This window comes from Acinetobacter sp. BD54 (assembly GCF_044778325.1).
Classification (GTDB): Bacteria; Pseudomonadota; Gammaproteobacteria; order Pseudomonadales; family Moraxellaceae; genus Acinetobacter; species Acinetobacter baumannii.
This window is the reverse complement of record NZ_JANJEP010000008.1, coordinates 1-21,184: the sequence shown is the minus strand read 5'-3', so window position 1 is coordinate 21,184 and position 21,184 is coordinate 1. Positions and strand designations below refer to the sequence as shown.

Genomic DNA, 21,184 nt, shown 5'->3' with positions numbered 1-21,184 from the left:
TTATTTCTATTTATCTCTTTCAATTTAAAAGATAATCTAGAGTTAGCAATTTATGATAATCAACTCATTACCTTCATGCCAATTGATACCATACAACAAACACTTCATATAAGACGTAAAAAAAATACACAGGTCTTTCGTAATATTGCCCGACTTTGGGATGCTGGACAAAAGTCACAAACAGATCAAGAACTCTTAAACGCGTTACATCCATGGCGTGAAGATCATAACCTTCGTTTTGTGAATACCCTGTCTTATTTATTAAGTATTTGCAGTATTACGACGCTATTATTTGGATATTTTTTTCATCCTTATATTCAATATAGTTGGAGTCTATTATGGGCATTTTTAACTGGTTTCCTCGCCTATTTGCTCTATGAACCGCAAAAACCTTTAACTGAAGTTATTCATTATTTAGAACAGCGTATGACTGCTTTACGTTATGGCCTAAAGTTTCAGCAGTTACCAGCTTATCTTCCAATACAAGCCCAACCCATTTTAGTCTTAAGCAAATTAAAACAACACTTTCCACTTTTTAACCGAGGCAATGAAGCGAATGAAATTACCGAGTTTGCTTCAGTAACATGGAATGACGGCATTACAGATCATCAAGTCCTGCTATTTAAATACCACTATGTAAATAATTTACCTATTCTTCAAGACCAGAACAGCGATAAAAAAATAGTAAAAGAGATTCATAAAGACTTATGGGGCGCTTTTATTTTTCAAATACCAGCTTTAGGTATTGCTGTAAGTAATCAACGTTCTCGCTTTTTTGAACCATACTTAAGCGAATGGCAAAGTAGTGACATTCTCATTAACCAAGAACTGAGTATTTTCGGAACCGACCAGCACCAGTTAGCTAAAGAAATGAGTCCAAGTCTAACTTTAAAACTTCATGATTTTTTTCAACATTTTAGCGGGGATTTAATTTATCATCATGAAGAGCAAATATTATGTTATCTCGGTGAGCAAGATCTTTTTCAAACCATCAGTAAACGTAGTGAAATTCATGATATTCCCGCATTACGTGGTCACTTACGTACCATGACTATGCCGCAATATGAAAAATTTCAGCAATTCATGCTTAATTTAATTAAATAAATCTCTCGTACTGCTGAACTGGCAACTTATTAAAAAAATAAGAAGTTAGAGGGCATAATGAGGGAATAACAATAAGAGGAGTAAAAATGACAGGTTTATTCATTTTCTTGGGGATTTTCGTTGTACTGATTGCTTGGGGCATCCACATTCGCAATAACATTGTGCGTTATTTCAATGCGACCAAACGCGCTTGGGCTGAGGTTGCCAATTTCGAACGCCAGAAAGTAAAAACACTTGAAGCACTAGAAACCACACTCAATCAATATACTCAGTTCGAGAAGTCAACTTTAGAACAAGTAACTGCTTTACGTCAGCAAATTCTAAGTTTGAATGTCGATCATACTGATATTGCTCAATTACAACAGATTGAAAAAATGAGTAAAGAGCTAATCCGCAGCCTAAATGTCGTGATTGAAAACTATCCTGAACTAAAAGCAGATACGCTCTATAGCAAAATGATGGATGATATTCAGGAACAAAACGAAAATGTCGGCGCGGCAATCAGCATTTTTAACCGCAACGTCGAAGTATTTAATAATCAGATTGAAGTGTTCCCAAATAATATTATCAATACGATGACTTTATCTAAAAAAACAATTCGTCCTTTTCGAGATAATTTGGTTACTAACAATTTTGACTATAAACCGAACTTTTAGTCGAAATAAAAAGACAATCGGTCACTCAGAAATTTGACCGATTTTATAGTCAGCTACATTTAGTAGTAGAACTACGTCGCAGAATCAAGGAAAATAGCCCTCTTTTTAGCAGCGAACTGTTTTTTCGCCCTTGCACTGCCCTAAGGCATTGCTTGCTATTGTTCAGGATTTTTAAATGAAGTTTGAAAAATTAGGTCAGTCGGGTCGTGCCCGTCGTGGTCGTTTAACTTTAGAACATGGTGTTGTTGAAACCCCTGTTTTTATGCCGGTGGGGACTTACGGTACAGTTAAAGGCATGCTGCCACGTGATATTGAAGATATTCAGGCACAAATTATTTTAGGTAATACCTTCCATTTATATTTGCGTCCGGGCCTTGAAGTGATCAAGCAACACGGCGGCTTGCACGATTTTATTAAATGGAATAAGCCAATTTTGACTGACTCTGGCGGCTTCCAAGTATTTAGTCTTGGCGCTATGCGTAAAATTAAGGAAGAAGGTGTTACTTTCCGTTCTCCGATTGATGGTTCAAAAGTCTTTTTATCGCCTGAAATTTCAATGGAAATTCAGCATGTATTGAACTCTGACATTGTCATGATTTTCGATGAATGTACGCCTTATCCTGCGACACATGAAGAAGCACAAAAATCATTACAGCTTTCTTTGCGTTGGGCAAAACGCTGTAAGACTCATCACCACGATGAACTTAAAAATAAAAATGCGTTATTTGGCATTATTCAAGGCGGCATGTATGAAGACTTACGTGATGAGTCTTTAAATGGCTTACTTGAAATCGGCTTTGACGGTTACGCAATTGGCGGTTTGTCAGTTGGTGAACCAAAAGAAGAGATGATCAAGGTTTTAGATTATCTTCCAAACAAGATGCCGCATGACAAACCACGTTACCTGATGGGTGTAGGTAAACCTGAAGATATCGTAGAAGCGGTGCGCCGTGGTGTCGATATGTTTGACTGTGTAATGCCAACACGTAATGCACGTAATGGTCATTATTTTGTCACTGATGGTCTGGTACGTATTCGTAATAGTAAATATCGTCATGACCAAGGACCACTTGACCCACACTGCGATTGCTATACCTGTAAGAACTTTACTCGTGCTTACCTGTTCCACCTTGAGAAGTGTGGAGAGATGTTGGCGTCTATGCTTGGTACCATTCATAACTTACGTTATTACCAACGTTTAACTGAAGGTATGCGTGATGCATTAGACAATGGCACTTTTGATGAATTTGTTCAGGACTTTTATGCCCGCCGCGGATTAGAAGTTCCACCATGCCCTGTCGATGAATAAGCGAGATTTGCGCTCAACCTCAAGACAAGGTAAATTGCAAAACGAATTAGGATTATGTCAGGTATCTGACTCATATTTTTTAACTTTAGGAAATTAAAATGAGCTTGTTCATTTCTACTGCACATGCAGCTCCAGCAGCAGCCCAAAGCCCTGGCCTTTTACCAAACATTTTGATGATTGTTGTATTCGTTGCAATCTTCTATTTCTTAATTTGGCGTCCTCAAGCAAAACGTGCAAAAGAACACCGTTCTTTAATCGAAAGCTTGGGTGTTGGTAGCGAAGTTGTCTTTGCTGGCGGTTTAATGGGCAAAGTAACTAAACTTGAAGGTGACTATGCGGTTGTTGAACTTAACCGTGGTGTAGAAGTAAAAATTCAGCGTGCCAGCGTAATTTCTGTATTACCAGAAGGCACTCTAAATAACCTTTAATCATAAAACAGTCGTGCTTTAGCACGGCTTTTTCATTTAAGAAGAAAGCGAATGCGTTACCCTGCATGGAAATATTTACTGATTCTGGTTGTTCTGGTAGTCAGTACATTATACGCACTGCCTAGTCTATATCCGGATGAGCCCGCCGTTCAAATTTCCGGTGCCAAAGCTGGTACCCAAATTGATCAAAGTGTGGTGCAAAAAGCAGAGCAAATTTTAAAAACAGCAAATATTGCAAGCCACGATAATACTTTTACAAATAATGCTGCTCTCTTGCGTGTCAGCTCCTCTGAAGCGCAATTGAAAGCAAAAGAAGTATTACGCCGTGACTTAGGTGATCAATATGTTGTAGCCCTAAACCTTGCACCAACAACTCCAGAATGGTTGCAAAAAATTGGGGCGAAACCAATGAAACTTGGTTTGGACTTACGTGGTGGTGTCCACTTCTTGCTTGAAGTAGATATGGACAAAGCCATTTCCCAACGTATGGAAACCTCTGCCACTGATTTGCGTCGTCAGTTCCGTGAAAACAAAATTAAATTTAACAATCTTGCGTTAAATAATAATGTGATCACTGTTCAGTTTGCTGACAATGCGGATCGTGATGCAGCAATGGATTTTTTACGCCGTAATGGTAATGAATATACCCAACAGGCATTAGCGAGCACGACAGGTTCAATCTTAAAGCTCACTTATACTGATGTACGTCGTCAAGAAATTCAGGCTTATGCAGTTAATCAGAACTTAACAACACTACGTAATCGTATTAACGAACTTGGTGTTGCAGAAGCTTTAGTACAAAGTCAGGGTAGCAACCGTATTGTCGTTGAATTACCGGGTGTTCAAGATACAGCAGAAGCTAAACGTGTTTTAGGCCGTACTGCTAACCTCGAATTCCGTTTGGTATCTGACTTAAATGATCAATATATTGATCCATATACGGGTAAATATAATGGTCAACCGTTACCTCCGGGTACGGAAGTTTTTGCTTATCAGTCTTTAGATAGTGGTCGCCAACTGTTGTTGCAACGTAACCGTATCTTGACTGGTGAACGCGTTCAAAATGCAAGTTCTGGCTTTAGCCAAGACTCTGGTGGTGCCGAAGTAAATATTACGCTCGACAGTGCTGGCGGTAAGCTGATGTCAGATGCAACCCGTAATGCAGTTGGAAAACGCATGGCGGTATTGTTCATCGAAAATAAACAAAAGATTAGCTACGTTACAGATCCAAAAACTGGTGCTCAAACAGAAGTTCGTACACCATATACCGAGTCTGTCGTGATTAATGCCGCAACCGTTCAAGCCGTTTTAGGTTCAACTTTCCGTATTACTGGTTTAAGTTCACCTCAAGAAGCATCTGAACTTGCGTTAATGCTTCGTGCCGGTGCTTTAGCTGCGCCAATGTACTTCGTTGAAGAGCGTGTTGTTGGTCCAAGCCTTGGTCAAGAAAACATTGATAAAGGTGTACTATCAACGCAAATCGGTTTCTTGCTTGTTGCAATCTGGATGGTCGTATTCTTCCGTCTATTTGGTTTAATCGCGAACTTTGCACTTGTATTTAACTTGGCAATGATTTTAACCATTATGTCTTGGATAGGTGCTTCCCTCACCTTACCGGGTATTGCGGGTATCGTCATTACCATTGGTATGGCCGTCGACGCCAACGTACTGATATGTGAACGTATTCGAGAAGAAATGCTCTGGGGGGCCTCACCTAAACAGGCCATTGTGGCGGGTTATGATCGAGCCTATAACACCATTTTCGACTCGAACTTAACAACGTTCCTTGTTGCATTCATTCTGTTTGCAATCGGTACTGGCCCGATTAAAGGTTTCGCCGTGACATTAATGATCGGTATTATTTGCTCAATGTTTACTGCAATTACAGTAACGCGTGCGATTGTACAAATCATTTATGGTAAACGCCGTAACTTGAAAAAGTTGAGCATTTAAGGAGATCTATGATGACTAAAGTGACTCAACAGCCTTCAAAACAATATGGTCGTCCGGATGATGCAAAAATCATCCCGTTCATGAAGATTGCTAAACCTGCAGCAATCTTCTCGATCCTTATTACTTTAGCGAGCATTTTCTTTATTGCGACCAAAGGTCTTAACTTAGGTTTGGATTTTACAGGTGGTGTTTCAGCTGAGCTTAACTATGCTCAGCCAGCAAATCAGGCAGAAGTTATTCAGGCTCTCGACAAAGCTGGTTTTAAAGATGCTGTAGTACAAACTTTGGGTAGTAATAAAGACTTACTTGTTCGCATGCCAGTACAAGATATTAAGGTTGAAGATCTTAATAACGCGATTACCAAAGCTGTGCAATTGCCAAACAATGCAGCAGAAGTTCATAAAGTGGACTCTGTAGGTGGTCAGGTAGGTAACGAGCTTTATGTTCGTTCGGCTGGTGCTGTTGCACTTGCGCTGATTTTAATGTTGATCTATGTCACCATTCGCTTTGAGTTCAAACTCGCAATGGGTGCCGTGATGTCTTTATTCCATGACATCATCATCATTATTGGTGCATTTGCTTTATTCCAATGGCCATTTGACCTAACAGTTTTAGCTGCGGTACTGGCGGTGATTGGTTTCTCGCTTAACGATAACATCGTTGTTTCAGACCGTATCCGTGAAAATTTCCGTAAAATTCGAGGTGCAACTCCACGTGAAATCGTTGATATTGCGTTAACTGAGACTTTACGCCGTACCATCCATACCTCAATGACCTTATTGCTTGTAGTACTTGCAATGATGTTCTTAGGTGGTGATGGCTTACACTGGTTCTCTGTTGCAATGTTTGTCGGTGTCTTTGTCGGTACTTACTCTTCGATTTATATCGGTACAGCATTTGCCTTATGGCGTGGTCTTAACCGTCAAGACTTCATTGTTCAGGTCAAACCTGAATTTGAAGATGAAATCCCTTGATTGTCTAAATAAGACTATAAAAAAACCGCGATTTATTCGCGGTTTTTTTATTTGGTGCAAAAATTATTTACGGCGTAATGCATCCGAAATAGCTTCAACCAATTGTTGAGAAATTTCTTGCTTAGATGCTTTCTCTAACTCACGTTTTTTCATATGGTAACTTTCAGCAAAAAATACTGTCATCGCATTTTCATCAGAAGCAAAGCCAATATCAGCACGAGAAACATCGTTACATGCAATCATATCTAGCTTTTTAGCAACGAGTTTCTCTGCTGCATATTCTTCAACATTCTGCGTTTCGGCAGCAAAACCCACCATAAATGGACGTTTTTCCTGAGCTGCAATGGTTGCCACAATATCCGGATTTTTTACAAGGGAAACATTCAGCTCATCCCCTGCTTTCTTAATTTTATGCTCTGCCACTTCGGCGACGCGATAATCAGCTACAGCCGCCGTCGCAATAAAGATGTCACAGCCAGTCTCAAGCGACTCCATACTGACATCTAACATTTGTCGAGCCGAAGCAACATTTACACGTTGAACACCGTTTGGAGTATCTAAACTTACGGGACCAGCAATTAACGTAACTTTTGCGCCTGCTGCATAACATGCCGCAGCTAAAGCAAAGCCCATTTTTCCAGTACTATGATTTGAGATATAACGAACAGGGTCAATCGCTTCACGGGTTGGTCCAGCAGTAATTACAACTCGCTTACCTGCCAACAACCCAAATTTTTCAGCAATTGCACGTTGGGCTTGATGGAAATAACCCGCCACTTGCCTTGCAATTTCTTCCGGTTCCGGCATACGGCCTAAGCCTACATCACCACACGCCTGCTCCCCTGCATCTGGCATAATCACATGCACGCCATCTTCAACCAGAGTTTGCAAATTACGCTGAGTTGCTTTTGCAGCCCACATTTGCTGGTTCATCGCAGGAGCGACCCACACAGGCGCTTTAGTTGCTAAAAATAAAGTACTGAGTAAGTCATCTGCCAAACCATTAGCAAACTTAGCTAATGTGTCACAGCTTGCTGGAGCAACCAGTAATAAATCAGCCCAACGAGCCAATTCAATATGGCCCATTCCAGCTTCAGCCTCAGGGTCTAAAAGCTCGGTATGTACAGGATTTCCTGAAAGAGCCTGAAAGGTTAGAGGTGTAATAAATGCTTGAGCCCCGTGTGTCATCACAACCCGAACGTCAAAACCATAATCTTTAAGACGACGGACCAAAATGGCACTCTTATAGGCAGCAATCCCACCTGTAACAGCTAAAACAATGTTTTTATGAGGAATAACACTTAAATCAAAGCTCACGAACAGGATACCTTTCTGTTGCAGTGGCGCTCACAATAGCATTAAATACGCGCAGACCCAAGATTGATTGGGCAAACAAAATAAATTTTTAAGCAGAATCTTGCTGGGGAATATGAATACTTCTATTAAAAATTGGCCAGAACAAGAACGGCCAAGAGAACGGTTATTACAACAAGGCCCTCAAAGCCTTTCTGACTCTGAACTACTCGCGATCTTTCTTCGCTCAGGTTCACGTCAACATTCAGCAGTAGAGCTCGCACGTTTACTGATTCAACAGTTTGGTAGTCTAAACGCTGTTTTCGATGCATCTTACAATGAATTAGCTCAATTTAATGGTATTGGAGCTACCAAGTATTCCCAATTACTGGCCGTAAAAGAGCTTGGACGGCGTTACCTCGACTATCATTTTAGTCAGACTGAGCTAAGCCTTCATTCTTCTCATTTAGTTCTAGATTATTTGCGTTATGAATTAAAAGGTGAAAAACAAGAAGTCTTTGCGGTACTTTGCTTAGATGCCGAGTTGAGAAAACTACATTTTAAAAAGTTATTTTTTGGTTCAGTTCAACACTGCGCTGTTTCAGTGAATCAAACCTTACGTTATGCCTTACAACAGCACGCTTGCCAATTAGTAATAGCACATAACCACCCATTTGGTTCCCCACAGCCCTCTCCTGAAGATATTAAACTCACACAGCAACTTGAACAGGCCTGTCAGCTTGTTGAAATTCGCTTACTGGACCATTTTATTATCTCGCCAGAAGGTAGCTTTTCATTTGCTGAACAACAACTGCTCAACCCTACTTCAATAGCCGTTCAATGATATTGACAAAGCTTCACTAAGCTTAGAATATCAAAACAAAAATAGCGACGTTTAAAATAAAATGATTGTTCGTGAACAGGCCAGTATTTTTAAAGTTTTATTCTCTTGGCGAGGGACGATATTACCTAAAATTTTGCCCTCTTTAGGGGTAGTAATGCTGATTTCGGCAATCATTGGTGGGGTTGAATATATTAACCTCTATCGTTTTCCAGAAATTCCTTTAGTTGGCTTTACTTTAATTGGTGTCGTACTTTCTATTTTTTTAGGTTTTAAGAATACTGCATGTTATGACCGCTGGTGGGAAGCCCGAAAATTATGGGGGGTCCTGATTGCGACTTCGCGACATTTCGACCGTGACTGCCGGATTTTAACTCAAGCCCGCCGTGAACGTGTCATTCAGCACGTTATTGTATTTGCCAATGTGTTACGTGACCGTTTACGCCGTCAAACAGCCAACCCCACCGAGCTAATACAAACCAGTGGCATGAGCCAACAGGCATTGACCCAACTTTACCAACAGAATAACGCACCGCAATATACGCTTAGCCTTATTCAATGGGAATTATTACAAGCGCTTAAAGAAGGGGAAATTTCAGATATTATTTATGCTCAAATGAATAAGAATGTTGCAGACCTAAGTGTCGTACAAACTGGCTGTGACCGTATTGCAAATACTCCTATTCCGTTTGCTTATTCAGTTTTGCTTAACCGTACTGTTTATTTTTTCTGTTTTATGTTGCCATTTAGCTTAGGATCTTTGCTTGGTTTAGCAACGCCTTTACTGGTTGGAATTCTGGCTTATACATTTTTAGGACTTGATGCTTTAAGTACCGAAATTGAAGAACCATTTGGCACGCAAAGTAATGATTTACCTTTAGATGCAATGGTACGTAGTATCGAAATTGAGCTTTTGGGGACACTTGGTAAGCCCACGCCTCCTCCAATTCAAGCTCAAGATAACAATTTGCTCTAAAATATGATTAGATAAAACGCTCCCAAATGCCTTGCTGGTTACTCGTTGGTTTAGGGGTATTTCCTAATTTAATCCACGGCATATTTTCACCATGAAAATCGCTACCAATTGAAATAGCCAAATGATGCTGTTCAATCATACGATCAATCATTTGGCGAGTAGATAAAGGATCTACTGGAGGCGGCAACTCCACCGCATCTCCACCACAACTTGCAAATAACTCAATCAAATACCGGGTATTTGTAGCCGATAAATCATAACGGGTTGGATGAGCTAAAACTGCAAATCCTTTACTGTTATGAATAACCTCAATGGTCTCTTTCAAACCCAATCCTTCAAACTTTACAAAAGCACGCTTCCCTTCCTTTAAAAAACGATCGAAAGCTTGTTGAGGACGGCTCACTACATTCTTTTCAACTAAGGCTTTAGCAATATGGGTTCTGGTAATCCGGTCTGGTTGATTTTCAACTTTATCGAGAACATCTTGATAAATATCAAAGCCAATACACTTTTTTAATAGTTCACAAATAACTACTGCTCTTTGTGCTCTAATTCTTTTTTGTTGTTCTAATGCTTCTAAAATTGGGGCTTCATCTTGCATATTTAAAGCTACAATATGCACGCCATAGCTTTTTTTCGTGCTTGGTCGCGACCACTGGCTTGAAATCTCCACACCAGAAATAATTTTTAAATCATGGGGTTGTGCAGCATTTCTTGCACGCTGCAATCCATCCATCGTATCGTGATCGGTTAGCGCCAAAGTATGCAACTTCACATCGACAGCAGCTTGCACTAGCAATTCCGGAGACAAAGTTCCATCAGAAATATTGCTATGTGTATGTAAATCTATGCCTTGCATCTTTTATACTATGCCATTCACCAAACCTGATCAGATACTCTAACATGAAAGCACTACTGGACTTTGTTCCATTAATTATTTTCTTTTATTTATATAAGACAGTTGATCCAGCCGATACACAGCATCCTTTACTCAAACTGATCGGGTCTGCTGGCGGTGTTGATAATAATAATATTCTTGTTGCTACTACCGGTTTAATTATTTCAATGCTGGTAGTGTATGGTGCGTTGTTCATCATGCAAAAGTTCCGTCTAGATAAACAGCAATGGATTGTGCTGTTCATGACAGTCATTTTTGGTGGTATTACCCTTATGTTGAGCGATGATTTTTACATCCGCTTAAAAGCCGCTATTTTGAATCTAGTTTTTGCAGGTGCTTTCTTAGTTTCACCTTGGTTTGGTAAAGACCGTAAGCCTCTTATTCAACGTTTATTTGATCCAATTTTAGCCTTAAGCGAAAAAGGTTGGAAAAATTTAAACTTTGCTTGGGCAGCTATGTTTGTCGTGATGTCTGGTTTACATGTTTTCTTTGCGTTTTTATTCCACGGCGGAAAATATTGGGGCGAATTTACTGCATTTGGTGACATGATTGTCATGTTTTCATTTATCATTATTCAGTTCATTATTTTACGTAAACATTTTAAGTCACCAGATGCTTAATGTGGTTTCGGATTGATTATAGAGATACGATGACATGCCTTTTTTTGTTCTAAGCTGTACCGATAACGAAGGAACTCTAGAGAAACGTTTAGCAGTACGTCCTCAACATATCGAACGTTTGCAAAAACTTGATGATGAAGGTCGTCTAGTTGTTGCTGGAGCGATGCCAAAAGACCCTAATGACCCGCAAGCTGGTTTTTATGGCAGCACCATGATTGTAGAGTTTGATACACGTGAAGCTTTAGATGAATGGTTAAAAGAAGAACCATTTTTGAAAGAAGGCATCTATAGTCATGTTGATGTCAAACCATTTAATAAAGCATTTCCAAAAGGGTAAACGCATGCAGCTTGCAACCAAAAGCTTTCTTGGCTTGTGTTTGATATGTTCAACTGCCGGAGCAGTTGAACCTGCTGCGACACCAGCAACGCCTCCAACTGCAGCGTCAACACAGAATGCTAAACCAGCACCTACTTCTGCAACTGTAGCTAAACCCGCGACTACAACAGCACCAACCACAACACAACCGCTTACAGCAGAACAAATCGCAAAGAACAAGCAACAGCAAGATGCAAAAATTAAGGCTTTAGTTCAAGATCAAGCATCTCGTCTAAAACAGCTAGAACATGCAAACCTTGAAGCGCTAGCACAAAACCAAGAATTGCAGCTAAAGAACGATAACTTGTCTGTTCAGGTACAAGTTTTACAAAGTGAACGTAGTGCTCAAATGTTCTTATATGGCGCAGTAACTCTTGCAGGTGGCGTACTGCTTGGCTTCTTTATTGCGAGTTATGTTTACACCAAACGTCGACGTCAGTGGTAATCCTGAGCGACTTATTAAACCGAATGAACAAATCAAACCGTATACAAACTGCTGAGCTGGATTGGGAATCTATTGATGGTATTGAAGTTCCCATTTCCAAACAATTTGGTGACGTCTATTTTTCTAAAGATAATGGTCTGCTTGAAACACGGCATGTATTTTTAAATGGCAATGACCTATCAGAACGATTAGCCAATTTACAAGATTTTGAATATTTCAGTGTAGGAGAAACCGGGTTCGGCACTGGTTTAAATATTCTTGCGCTCTGGCAACTATGGCAACAAGTTCGTCCAAATAACCACAGTCATTTACATGCAATTAGCGTCGAAAAGTTTCCTTTAAGCAAAGCTGATCTCATTCGTGCTTTAAATGTATGGGATGAACTTAAACCGCTTTCCAAACAACTTATTGAGCAATATCCCTTACCTCTTGCAGGCTGCCATCGTTTAAGTTTTCCAGAAGAGCGCTTCAGCATCGACCTATGGTTAGGAGATGCACAAGATATTTTTCCAAGTATGGTAAAAATGAAGGCAGTGAATGCTTGGTTTCTGGATGGTTTTGCGCCTTCTTGTAATCCGGACATGTGGGAACAAAATGTTTTAAATAATATTGTTCGGCTTTCCGACTATGGCACTACCTTTGCCTCATTTAGTGTAGCTGGTGTCCTCAAACGTGGACTAAAGGCTCACGGAGTCGATATTTCTCGTCCTCGCGGTTTTGGACATAAAAGGGAAATGCTTAAAGCCATTTGGAAAGCACCTGTAAGTGAAGAAATTTTATTTGAACCAGTTAGCGATACTTTCCATTTTACTCAGCAGCGTATCGCCATAATTGGCGCTGGGATTGCAGGTTTAAGCACAGCTTGGGCATTTGCTCAACGTGGGCATCAGGTCACTCTATTTGAGCGTACAGCGCCGTTATCGGGTGCTTCTGGCAATCCGTTGGCATTGCTTAATCCGAAACTATGCCCAATTGAACAAAGCCATGAGCATCTCATGACTTTAAGCTGGCAACATGCATTAAATTTCTATAAAAATTTTCAAGCCTTTCGCCCGATTCAAATACAACAAATGGCTTTAAAAAATGCACAAGATCTTCTCGATCTTACTAATAAATATCCTGCTGATATTGTCACACAGCAAACAAGCTCACTTGAATCGGACTATCCACACATTATATTGACCGAAGCTGGAGCAGTTTCTCCGCACCAATTACGTGATGAAATTTTGCAACATCCAGGTATTGAACTGAAAATTGCCAATATTACGACACTTGTTTCTTTTGAAAATAAAGTTCAATTAAAAAGTGGTAATGAAACTACTTTAGAGGCTGATCATGTCGTGGTGTGCTGCGCCAGAGAAAGTGCTGCTTTATTTGAAAATTATCCGCTATTAAAACCTATACGTGGACAGGTGAGCTGGGTTGATAATTCTTTTGCAACCTTACCTTTAAACGAAGCCTATAGCTATGGCGGTTATTGTATGCAACTGAATACGTCTGAACTTATTCTAGGGGCTTCTTTCTACCCAAACAGAGACGATCAAGAAGTACTCCTTGATGACCATGTGCATAACTTTGAATTAATCCACAACGTTTTCCCTCATTATGCAAAACAATTACCGCCAGTCGAACAATGGCAAGGACGAGCATCAGTTCGCGCTCAAAGTCCAGATTATTTTCCACTTGTGGGAAAAATGCAGAAGGAAAGCCGTATTTCTACTTTTGCAGGTTTAGGCTCAAAGGGCTTTTTATTTGCGCCGCTTTGTAGTGAAGTTTTAGTGGCCCAAATTTTAGGTGAAGCCTGTCCTGTTCCCAAAAGCCTATTACAGAAATTAGATGCCCAACGTTTTCAAAAGAAAGTTAAACCTAAGAAACCTTATTTTAAATCTCAATAGTGCACTTGAGAAAATTTGGTCCCAATAAAAAAGCACCCGAAGGTGCTTTTTTTATGCGCCCTGCTCTAGAGGTAAACCTGCGTCACGAGCTGCACGCGTCCCTCCCATCAGCACGACATATTCACGCGAGGCATCTAAGCCTTCTAGTTTCTCAGCTGCACGAGGAGCTTTGCTACCACCACCACATAAAATATAAATCGGCTGATCCGCAGCGACCTGGTTCAAAATATCAGCATTTAAATCATTAATTGGGCGGCTTACCGCACCTTTAACATGCCCTTCTGCATAAGCACTTGAATCACGGACATCCCAGATAACAGCATTTTCTGGGAACTCAAATGTTGTAATTTCTTGTTTACGGATCATTGTGCACTCCTTTGATGTAAACAACACTTGGCAAATGAAGAAAACCCTCTTAGCATCTCAAATATTCTTTCACTTTGTAAAGGTCTAAACTATGCCTTCTTTCGATATTGTTTCTGAATTAGAGTTATTTGAAGTTAATCACGCTGTACAAAACACCCAAAAAGAGATTGCAACACGTTTTGACTTCCGTGGTCATGATGTTTCTATCGAATTAAATGAAAAAAATAAAGAGATAAAAATCAGTACAGAAAGTGATTTCCAGTGTGAACAAGTTTATAACATGTTAGAAAATCACTTTTATAAACGTAAAATTGATGTGCAAGCGCTTGATCCACAGAAAGCAACAGCATCAGGCAAAAATTTTGTACAAGTGATTAAACTAAAAGATGGCCTTGACTCTGATACAGCAAAAAAAATTAATAAAGCCATTAAAGAAAGTGGCATCAAAGTGCAATCCTCTATTCAAGGCGACAAAATCCGTGTAACTGATAAAAAGCGTGACACTTTACAACAAGTGATGGCTTTTTTACGTGAACAACAATTTGGTCTGCCATTACAATTTAATAACTTTAAAGATTAATGTCTTCGCATGACATTCCCAATTAAGGTAATCCCATGTCTCAATCCAATCGTCTATTAAAACTGGTAAAAGCAACTTCAAAATTCCCTAAAGGTATTCGGAGTACGCTTTGGAGCAAGGCATTTGGCCGCATTGTGCCAATGGTGGGTACAGCAAACATTCGCTATCTGGAAGTAGATGTAAACCATGTGACGGTTCGCTTAGAAAATCAAAAAAATATGCAGAACCATATTAAAGGTGTCCATGCTGCGGCTATGGCGCTTTTGGCAGAAACTGCAACAGGTTTTCTAACGGGTTTACATATTCCAGATAACCGTATTTTATTAATCAAATCATTACATGTTGATTATTTAAAAGTGGTTGAAGGTGGTTTAACAGCAACAGCGACTCTCTCTACCGAACAGCAAAAATATATTGCTGATCATGAGAAAGGTGAACTTGTTATTCCAGTTACTGTCATTGATGATGCAGGTAATGAACCGATTCAATGCCAAATGTTATGGGCATGGTTACCTAAACGTAAGAAATAAAGATATAAAAAAAGCCCAAATTCAAATTTGGGCTTTTTTATTACGATTCTTGAGAGATAAGAAATTTCTGTTTCGCTTCCTCAGGAATCTGACGTTTGTTGCCTTTTACATCTACTGCAACAAAGGTAAAGACCCCTTCAGTAATACGAATTGGGGCACGAGAGTCATCATGGCTATCCCAAACTTCAATTTGCATTTGAATAGAGGTATTACCCACTTTTAAGATTTTGGTATAGCAGCTAATGACAAAGCCTACTTTTACCGGAACCAAAAAGGTCATCTGATTAATGGAAATCGTAGCACAGCGACCACGACTAAAACGCTCCGCGTGAATTGCTCCAGCCAAGTCCATTTGTGACACGATCCACCCACCAAACACATCACCACTCCAGTTTGTATCTGCTGGCATGGCAATCGTTTGTAAGGATAAAATTCCTTCTGGTTTGGTATAAGCTTCTGACACCTTAGCTCCCGAAATTCAATTGAAGTTGTTGATCTAGCCACTGTTGCAATTCAGGCGCGCGTAATGCGCCGCTCATTCGAGCAACTTCTGTGGTTTTATTCATTAATACAAGGGTAGGAATACTTCTCACATTAAATGCTTGGCTTAAGCGAGGAGACTCTTCGGTATTAATCTTGGCAAAAATGACACGTGGATTTTGTTTTGCAACTTGTGCAAAATGTGGCGCCATCATTTTACAAGGTCCGCACCATTCTGCCCATAAATCTATCAAAATAGGCAGATCACTATTTGTGATGTAGTTGCTAAAGTTTTGTTCATTTAACTCAATTGGCGCAAGCGGGAGTAATGGCTGATGACATTGTCCACAACTCGGTTGATCGGTAAGTTTTTCCTCTGGTACTCTATTTTTTGCACCGCACGATGCACATACAATAATCATTTACATCACTCCTATATGCTGATGTAAAAATTCTAATTGGGTCGTCACTGCTTTTTCAAACCATGAACCGTGATAGATATCAAAATGTTTCATATCCCATTCATGATAACTCACAAAAGGAGCAATATTAGTCGCAGCTTCACGACTAGACTCAATTGGAATCAAAGAATCATGCTGAGCCGCAATAAATAAAACTGGAATATTAATTTGACGTACAAGTTGAATTGGGCGATAACGCATCAAATTAAAAAACACGCGTGCCGGGACTTCTCCACTCCAGTAATAATCCGGATTCACAATCGATAAATAACCATAATAGCTATCTGCTGTTGGCATAAAGCACAATTTATATTGATCTACCACAGGCAACCTTTTAGGGTTAAGGCCCATTTTTGAACCCATATAATCTTGGCTCGACAACTTTAAAGCTTGGGGATAACGCTGGAGTGGATATAATTTTGCTGTTTCCGCACCATCAACATATGGAATTTGTACCATAATGGCCTGAATATTCTTTAATTCAGAAGCTAGGCTTAAAGCATATCCCCCACTTAAGGATGTTCCCCACAATACAATTCTTCGGTTATCTATAAATTTACACGTAGAAGCATATTGGATCATGGTCTTCCAGTCTTCTAGTTGATAGTTGATAGTTGATAGTTGATAGTTGATAGTTGATAGTTGATAGTTGATAGTTGATAGTTGATAGAAATCATCTCTCGGGGCTTACCTGTACTTCCACCCCAATATCGGTAATCAAATAAAATAACCGCATAGCCAGCTTGAGCAAAACGCTGGGCATATTGAATGAGTTTGAATTGACGCAATCCGGCAAAACCATGTGCCATGATAATTACCGCAGATTTATTATTTGTTTTTGGAATATAAAAGTCAGCTGCGATCATTTCCTGATCACATGGAACATATAAAGGCTCAACCGTATAAGCGTGCATATGTGCTCCGTGGCATTATGGTCGAAGTAATGAATTTACAAAAAACATCCTGATCGCCTTTTAAAAATCTAGAGCTGTTCTTTTACATAAATTTTATCTATGTAGGAACAACGTTTTAGTGTCTTGTATCTCAGGTTAAGCTTAATGCTATGATACAGCATAAAGGTTTTATTAAATTTTGGAGTGACGAAATGTCAGAGAATGTTGGTTTCGCAGGTCAAATTGGCCCAGAACATGTGGGTCAAGTTGTAGAAAAAGGCTTTAAATCTATTATTAATAACCGTCCTGACATGGAAGGTGGTCCAGAACAACCAACCAGTGCTCAAATTGAAGAAGCAGCACGCCAAGCTGGTCTAGATTATGTTTATCAGCCTGTTGTAGCTGGCCAAATTACTGAACTTGATGTTCGTACTTTTGCAAATCACTATAATGAACTTCCAAAACCGGTTCTCATGTTCTGCCGTACTGGAAACCGTTCAAACAATCTTTATCAATTAGCCAAACAAATGGATTTGTTAGACGATTAAATAAATTCATAAGCTCTATTTTTATTTAAAGATAGAGCTTTTTTTTAATAAAAAAATATATACAACTGCATCAATTCAACAGATATACAAACAGTCTTCAGCTAAAGTTGTTAAATCACTTTTTATTTACTTAGTTATTTTATGAATAAATTGATTTTGTTATTAGTAAGCTGCCTTATTCTCAGCGCGTGTTCATCTATGCAAGTACGCCCTACTGTCGGGGTAAGTATGGGAACACAACTCTAAAAAAGAAGCAGCTCAAAGGCTGCTTCTTTTTATATTAATTACCATTTGAACAGTTTGGATCTATTCCATATGGACTTTCCATATTTGGGCCATTAAGATCCGTAAGGCTGACATCTTTAGTTAAATAACCTAAAGTTAAGGATGTAGAACCTTTAATTAAACTTCCCGAAACTGTAGATTTAGCTGTTAACTGAACAGTTAACCATGATGCATAAATTTTAGGATATTGAATTTTAAGATCAAAACGTCCATTTGCATCTGTCGTATATTTATTATTGGTTGTAGCGGTACCTGCACTGTTGATATACGATACAACTTGGACTGTAGAATTTTCTTTGAGCGGCTTTAATTGATTAATAACGTCCCCATTCACATTTACAGCTTGGACTGGTGATGTACAGGCTGCTCTAATAACAGGAAGATATTCATCTGGTTTACCATCAGTTGGATTAGAAGTATCAACAAACCCATATCGACCCTTATAATACGCAAGAGCATTAACGCCCATGACTACATCTTGATTGGGTAGCGGTTTACCATCCACATCAGTCACTTGTACTGAAATATTTTTATAGTAGTAGACTCCATCACTTGAATCTTCCATTGTGGTCGGATTATATGCTACGGCAATAGCGCCTACTGCTACTGGTACATCAGAATTAACCACATCAAGTTTATATGTATAAATTTTTGTAGATTGGCCAAAGTTTGCTTCTAAAACAAGATCATCTGTTACGAACTGACCAGCACTATATGATGAAGTTCTTTGATTTTCACTAAAAGATAAAGTATAGCTGATCTGACCATTTACATCAGTTTGTGTCGCATTAGGAGTAAATTTGACACCATTTAAAACTGAATTTCTAACTTTAAGTGTAATCCCTTGGTTTGCTAAAGTTGCACCATTTGCATCTACAGCTGTTAATGTGACGGTTGTTTGATCACCTCTAACATTTAGAGAGGTTTTTGTAGCATCAAACAATACAATACTCGTAGTATCAGCTTCGACAGTACTGTTGCTACCTGTTACTGTCACTGTCTGTTCTTGAGTAAGCGTACCATTATTCGTAGAGACTTTTAATTTAAAACCATTTTTAACCAACTCATTTATCGAACTCGATGTTTTTGGTGTTTTTATAATGTATATAGCATTACCTGCCGCATCAGTAGTTTGAGTAGATACGCCTTCTATAGATACGTTATTTGTTGGATCATCTAATTCCAAAGTGACATTAGCACCAGCAACACCGCCTTTATTCTTATCTAAAGCTCTAACAGTAGCAGTTAAAGTATCATTCGTTGCGGCAACTGATAATTTATCTAGTTCTATCTTTAAAGCTATAGCAGTCGCTTGCTGAGATCCGCTATTATTACTTCCAGATGATGAGTTACTATTTGATGAACCATTTTGGTAATAACCATCACCTCCCCCGCCACAACTTGCTAACATAATTGATACAGCAATAGCCGACAACTTCAAGGTAAGTTGTTTTTTATACATACTTTTCATTTCCCCAATCTTTCCTAAAGGTATAAGATTTTTTAATTATTTATATTATTAGTGTAATCATATTGGATGCACTCTGTAAACATAAATTACATTGTGTTTTTATTATGTAACTTATTATACGAAAAATTTATAGTTATTAGGATTCATAATGTTCGATCTTATTATCATTGGCGCGGGTACGGCTGGTATTAGCGCTTATAAAGAAGCAGTAAAATACACTAATAATCTTTTAATTATAAATGATGGCCCTTGGGATACCACTTGCGCACGTGTAGGATGTATGCCAAGTAAAGTCTTAATCTCTACTGCAAACCGTATGCATGATATACAAAATGCTCAAGAGGTTGGGCTGAGTGCTTCAGCAGATATTAATACTGATCAGGTTATGGAGCATGTGAGAACCTTACGTGATCGTTTTACTAAGGCCACAGTAAAAGATGTCGAACAATGGCCCACTGAACATAAAATTTCGGGTAAAGCTCATTTTATTGATGCAAAAACTATTGAAGTAAATGGTAAACGGTATCAGTCAAAAAGTTTTATTTTAGCAGTAGGCTCTACACCTAATTATGATCAAAGTTGGAAACAAGAATTAGGTGATCGTCTTATTACTACAGATCAAATATTTGAATTAAACACCCTACCCAAGTCTATCGCTATTATTGGAAGTGGAGTAATTGCCTTAGAGATTGCCCAAGCCATGCATCGTTTGGGCGTAGAAACCACTATATTTGCTCGTAGTAAAAGAATCGGGATATTTACTAGTCCTAAGCTACAACAGCTCGCTCAAGAAGAACTGAGTAAAGAGTTAAATTTTTTATTCGAGACATTGCCTCATGAGGTTAAGTCTACTTCTGATGGCGTTATATTGAATTATAAAATTGATGAAAAAGAAAAGTCTATTCAAGTTGAGTATGTATTATCTGCAACAGGTCGTTCGAGCTTACTTGACACGCTAAAGCTAGAAAATATTGATAAATCTTTTAAAGATATTAAATTACTACCTATAAATGCAAAAACTAAACAATTAGATAACTATCCAATTTTTATTGCTGGTGATGCGTACACCTCTACGCCTTTACAACATGAAGCTGCCCATGAAGGCAAAAAAGTTGTTCATAACTGTTTAAATTATCCACAGCTTAATTCAGTTAAGACCCTCTCTCCCTTAGGAATTGTATTTAGTCATCCAGAAATGGCAATTGTGGGACAAAGTTATAAACAACTTAAAGATAATAGAGTAGATTTTGTTACAGGTGAAGCATCTTATGAAAGACAAGGAAGAGCTATCGTACTCGGGAAAAATAAGGGTGCTATTGAAGTTTATATAGAGCGAGAAAGTCAGAAATTGCTTGGTGCAGAGTTATTTACCGAAGCTACAGAACATATGGCTCATCTATTAAGCTGGATTATTGGAGAAAAGCTAACTTTAAATGATATTTTAGAGAAACCTTTCTATCATCCAACACTAGAAGAAGGCCTGCGTACTGCTCTTAAACATGCTCGCAGACAGTTGAAATAATTATTATTAAAAGAGAGTTCTCTTGCAAAGTTAGCTCTTTATACTTCAAGAAGCCTTCTTCTGTTGAGTGATACATTTTTGCTTGATTGAGGCTAAATTCGTTCAGCTAGATAATACACAGTTTATTTTTATTCCCTAACCACTTTTTACCCAAAAAAAACACCCCAACCTCTTTTGAGATTGGGGTGTTTAGAATAATGAGCTGGCGATGACTTACTCTCACATGGGTAATCCCACACTACCATCAGCGCTAAGAGGTTTCACTTCTGAGTTCGGGAAG

Annotated in this window: 22 protein-coding genes and 1 pseudogene; 16 read left to right on the top strand and 7 right to left on the bottom strand. The window is 38.9% G+C overall.

Going from position 1 to position 21,184, the window contains the following annotated elements:
- Window positions 1–75: 75 nt before the first annotated feature.
- The 6 genes from NQ782_RS13620 (at window position 76) to secF (ending at window position 6,424) form a co-directional block, all read left to right on the top strand.
- Window positions 76–1,104, top strand: coding sequence for a hypothetical protein (locus NQ782_RS13620; protein ID WP_001121115.1), 1,029 nt, complete (start codon window positions 76–78; stop codon window positions 1,102–1,104).
- A gap of 86 nt (window positions 1,105–1,190) precedes the next feature.
- Window positions 1,191–1,760, top strand: coding sequence for a LemA family protein (locus NQ782_RS13615; protein WP_000147157.1), 570 nt, complete (start codon window positions 1,191–1,193; stop codon window positions 1,758–1,760).
- A 175-nt stretch (window positions 1,761–1,935) separates the two neighbouring features.
- A complete protein-coding gene (gene tgt / locus NQ782_RS13610) occupies window positions 1,936–3,069 on the top strand; it encodes a tRNA guanosine(34) transglycosylase Tgt (RefSeq protein ID WP_000667231.1) in 1,134 nt (377 codons plus the stop codon).
- A 98-nt stretch (window positions 3,070–3,167) separates the two neighbouring features.
- Entirely contained in the window at window positions 3,168–3,497 is a 330-nt protein-coding gene (gene yajC / locus NQ782_RS13605; protein WP_000051669.1) for a preprotein translocase subunit YajC, read from the top strand.
- 51 nt (window positions 3,498–3,548) lie between these two features.
- Window positions 3,549–5,450 (top strand): protein translocase subunit SecD, encoded by a 1,902-nt coding sequence (secD, locus tag NQ782_RS13600; RefSeq protein WP_001270222.1) that lies wholly within the window; start codon window positions 3,549–3,551, stop codon window positions 5,448–5,450.
- 8 nt (window positions 5,451–5,458) lie between these two features.
- Complete coding sequence (gene secF, locus NQ782_RS13595) at window positions 5,459–6,424, top strand: protein translocase subunit SecF (RefSeq protein WP_001984787.1); 966 nt, start codon at window positions 5,459–5,461, stop codon at window positions 6,422–6,424.
- 63 nt (window positions 6,425–6,487) lie between these two features.
- Here secF and coaBC read toward each other — a convergent pair whose 3' ends face one another.
- The gene (gene coaBC / locus NQ782_RS13590; protein ID WP_000006956.1) at window positions 6,488–7,741 is read right to left on the bottom strand and encodes a bifunctional phosphopantothenoylcysteine decarboxylase/phosphopantothenate--cysteine ligase CoaBC; all 1,254 of its coding nucleotides are present in this window, start codon (window positions 7,739–7,741) and stop codon (window positions 6,488–6,490) included.
- Between the two features lie 100 nt (window positions 7,742–7,841).
- Between coaBC and radC the strand changes: the two genes are divergently transcribed.
- Both radC and NQ782_RS13580 read left to right on the top strand, forming a co-directional pair.
- Entirely contained in the window at window positions 7,842–8,561 is a 720-nt protein-coding gene (radC, locus tag NQ782_RS13585; protein ID WP_085920667.1) for a DNA repair protein RadC, read from the top strand.
- A gap of 61 nt (window positions 8,562–8,622) precedes the next feature.
- The gene (locus NQ782_RS13580) at window positions 8,623–9,534 is read left to right on the top strand and encodes a bestrophin family protein (RefSeq protein WP_000637021.1); all 912 of its coding nucleotides are present in this window, start codon (window positions 8,623–8,625) and stop codon (window positions 9,532–9,534) included.
- 7 nt (window positions 9,535–9,541) lie between these two features.
- On the opposite strand, the gene NQ782_RS13575 is transcribed toward NQ782_RS13580, so the two are convergent.
- Entirely contained in the window at window positions 9,542–10,393 is an 852-nt protein-coding gene (locus tag NQ782_RS13575; protein ID WP_001161530.1) for a PHP domain-containing protein, read from the bottom strand.
- A gap of 44 nt (window positions 10,394–10,437) precedes the next feature.
- On the opposite strand from NQ782_RS13575, the gene NQ782_RS13570 reads away from it, so the two are divergent.
- Genes NQ782_RS13570 through mnmC form a run of 4 tightly spaced genes read left to right on the top strand, consistent with a single transcriptional unit; the run spans window position 10,438 to window position 13,768 of the window.
- Window positions 10,438–11,052 (top strand): septation protein IspZ, encoded by a 615-nt coding sequence (locus NQ782_RS13570; RefSeq protein ID WP_000645707.1) that lies wholly within the window; start codon window positions 10,438–10,440, stop codon window positions 11,050–11,052.
- A gap of 34 nt (window positions 11,053–11,086) precedes the next feature.
- On the top strand, window positions 11,087–11,389 hold the full coding sequence (locus NQ782_RS13565) for a YciI family protein (protein ID WP_001115789.1): 303 nt from the start codon (window positions 11,087–11,089) through the stop codon (window positions 11,387–11,389).
- A 4-nt stretch (window positions 11,390–11,393) separates the two neighbouring features.
- Window positions 11,394–11,873: a hypothetical protein gene (locus NQ782_RS13560; RefSeq protein WP_001175201.1), complete on the top strand. Its 480-nt coding sequence runs from the start codon at window positions 11,394–11,396 to the stop codon at window positions 11,871–11,873.
- A gap of 23 nt (window positions 11,874–11,896) precedes the next feature.
- Window positions 11,897–13,768 (top strand): FAD-dependent 5-carboxymethylaminomethyl-2-thiouridine(34) oxidoreductase MnmC, encoded by a 1,872-nt coding sequence (gene mnmC, locus NQ782_RS13555; RefSeq protein WP_004833934.1) that lies wholly within the window; start codon window positions 11,897–11,899, stop codon window positions 13,766–13,768.
- A gap of 51 nt (window positions 13,769–13,819) precedes the next feature.
- On the opposite strand, the gene NQ782_RS13550 is transcribed toward mnmC, so the two are convergent.
- Window positions 13,820–14,134: a rhodanese-like domain-containing protein gene (locus NQ782_RS13550; RefSeq protein WP_000619820.1), complete on the bottom strand. Its 315-nt coding sequence runs from the start codon at window positions 14,132–14,134 to the stop codon at window positions 13,820–13,822.
- A gap of 91 nt (window positions 14,135–14,225) precedes the next feature.
- Here NQ782_RS13550 and NQ782_RS13545 point away from each other — a divergent pair, with 91 nt between their 5' ends.
- Together NQ782_RS13545 and NQ782_RS13540 are read left to right on the top strand one after the other, a co-directional pair.
- Window positions 14,226–14,714, top strand: coding sequence for a YajQ family cyclic di-GMP-binding protein (locus tag NQ782_RS13545; RefSeq protein WP_001138893.1), 489 nt, complete (start codon window positions 14,226–14,228; stop codon window positions 14,712–14,714).
- A gap of 35 nt (window positions 14,715–14,749) precedes the next feature.
- Window positions 14,750–15,244 (top strand): DUF4442 domain-containing protein, encoded by a 495-nt coding sequence (locus NQ782_RS13540; protein WP_000083571.1) that lies wholly within the window; start codon window positions 14,750–14,752, stop codon window positions 15,242–15,244.
- 40 nt (window positions 15,245–15,284) lie between these two features.
- Here NQ782_RS13540 and NQ782_RS13535 read toward each other — a convergent pair whose 3' ends face one another.
- The 3 genes and pseudogenes from NQ782_RS13535 to NQ782_RS13525 all read right to left on the bottom strand — a co-directional run bounded on the left by NQ782_RS13535 (window position 15,285) and on the right by NQ782_RS13525 (window position 17,099).
- Entirely contained in the window at window positions 15,285–15,707 is a 423-nt protein-coding gene (locus NQ782_RS13535) for an acyl-CoA thioesterase (RefSeq protein ID WP_001287658.1), read from the bottom strand.
- Between the two features lies 1 nt (window position 15,708).
- On the bottom strand, window positions 15,709–16,146 hold the full coding sequence (trxC, locus tag NQ782_RS13530) for a thioredoxin TrxC (protein WP_000587654.1): 438 nt from the start codon (window positions 16,144–16,146) through the stop codon (window positions 15,709–15,711).
- Window positions 16,147–17,099: pseudogene (locus tag NQ782_RS13525) on the bottom strand (alpha/beta hydrolase).
- Window positions 17,100–17,290: 191 nt separating this feature from the next.
- Here NQ782_RS13525 and NQ782_RS13520 point away from each other — a divergent pair.
- A complete protein-coding gene (locus NQ782_RS13520) occupies window positions 17,291–17,626 on the top strand; it encodes a TIGR01244 family sulfur transferase (protein ID WP_001293924.1) in 336 nt (111 codons plus the stop codon).
- Window positions 17,627–17,906: 280 nt separating this feature from the next.
- On the opposite strand, the gene NQ782_RS13515 is transcribed toward NQ782_RS13520, so the two are convergent.
- Window positions 17,907–19,382, bottom strand: coding sequence for a hypothetical protein (locus NQ782_RS13515; protein ID WP_004833926.1), 1,476 nt, complete (start codon window positions 19,380–19,382; stop codon window positions 17,907–17,909).
- Window positions 19,383–19,530: 148 nt separating this feature from the next.
- Between NQ782_RS13515 and NQ782_RS13510 the strand changes: the two genes are divergently transcribed.
- The gene (locus NQ782_RS13510; RefSeq protein ID WP_057093823.1) at window positions 19,531–20,904 is read left to right on the top strand and encodes a dihydrolipoyl dehydrogenase; all 1,374 of its coding nucleotides are present in this window, start codon (window positions 19,531–19,533) and stop codon (window positions 20,902–20,904) included.
- Window positions 20,905–21,184 lie beyond the last annotated feature (280 nt).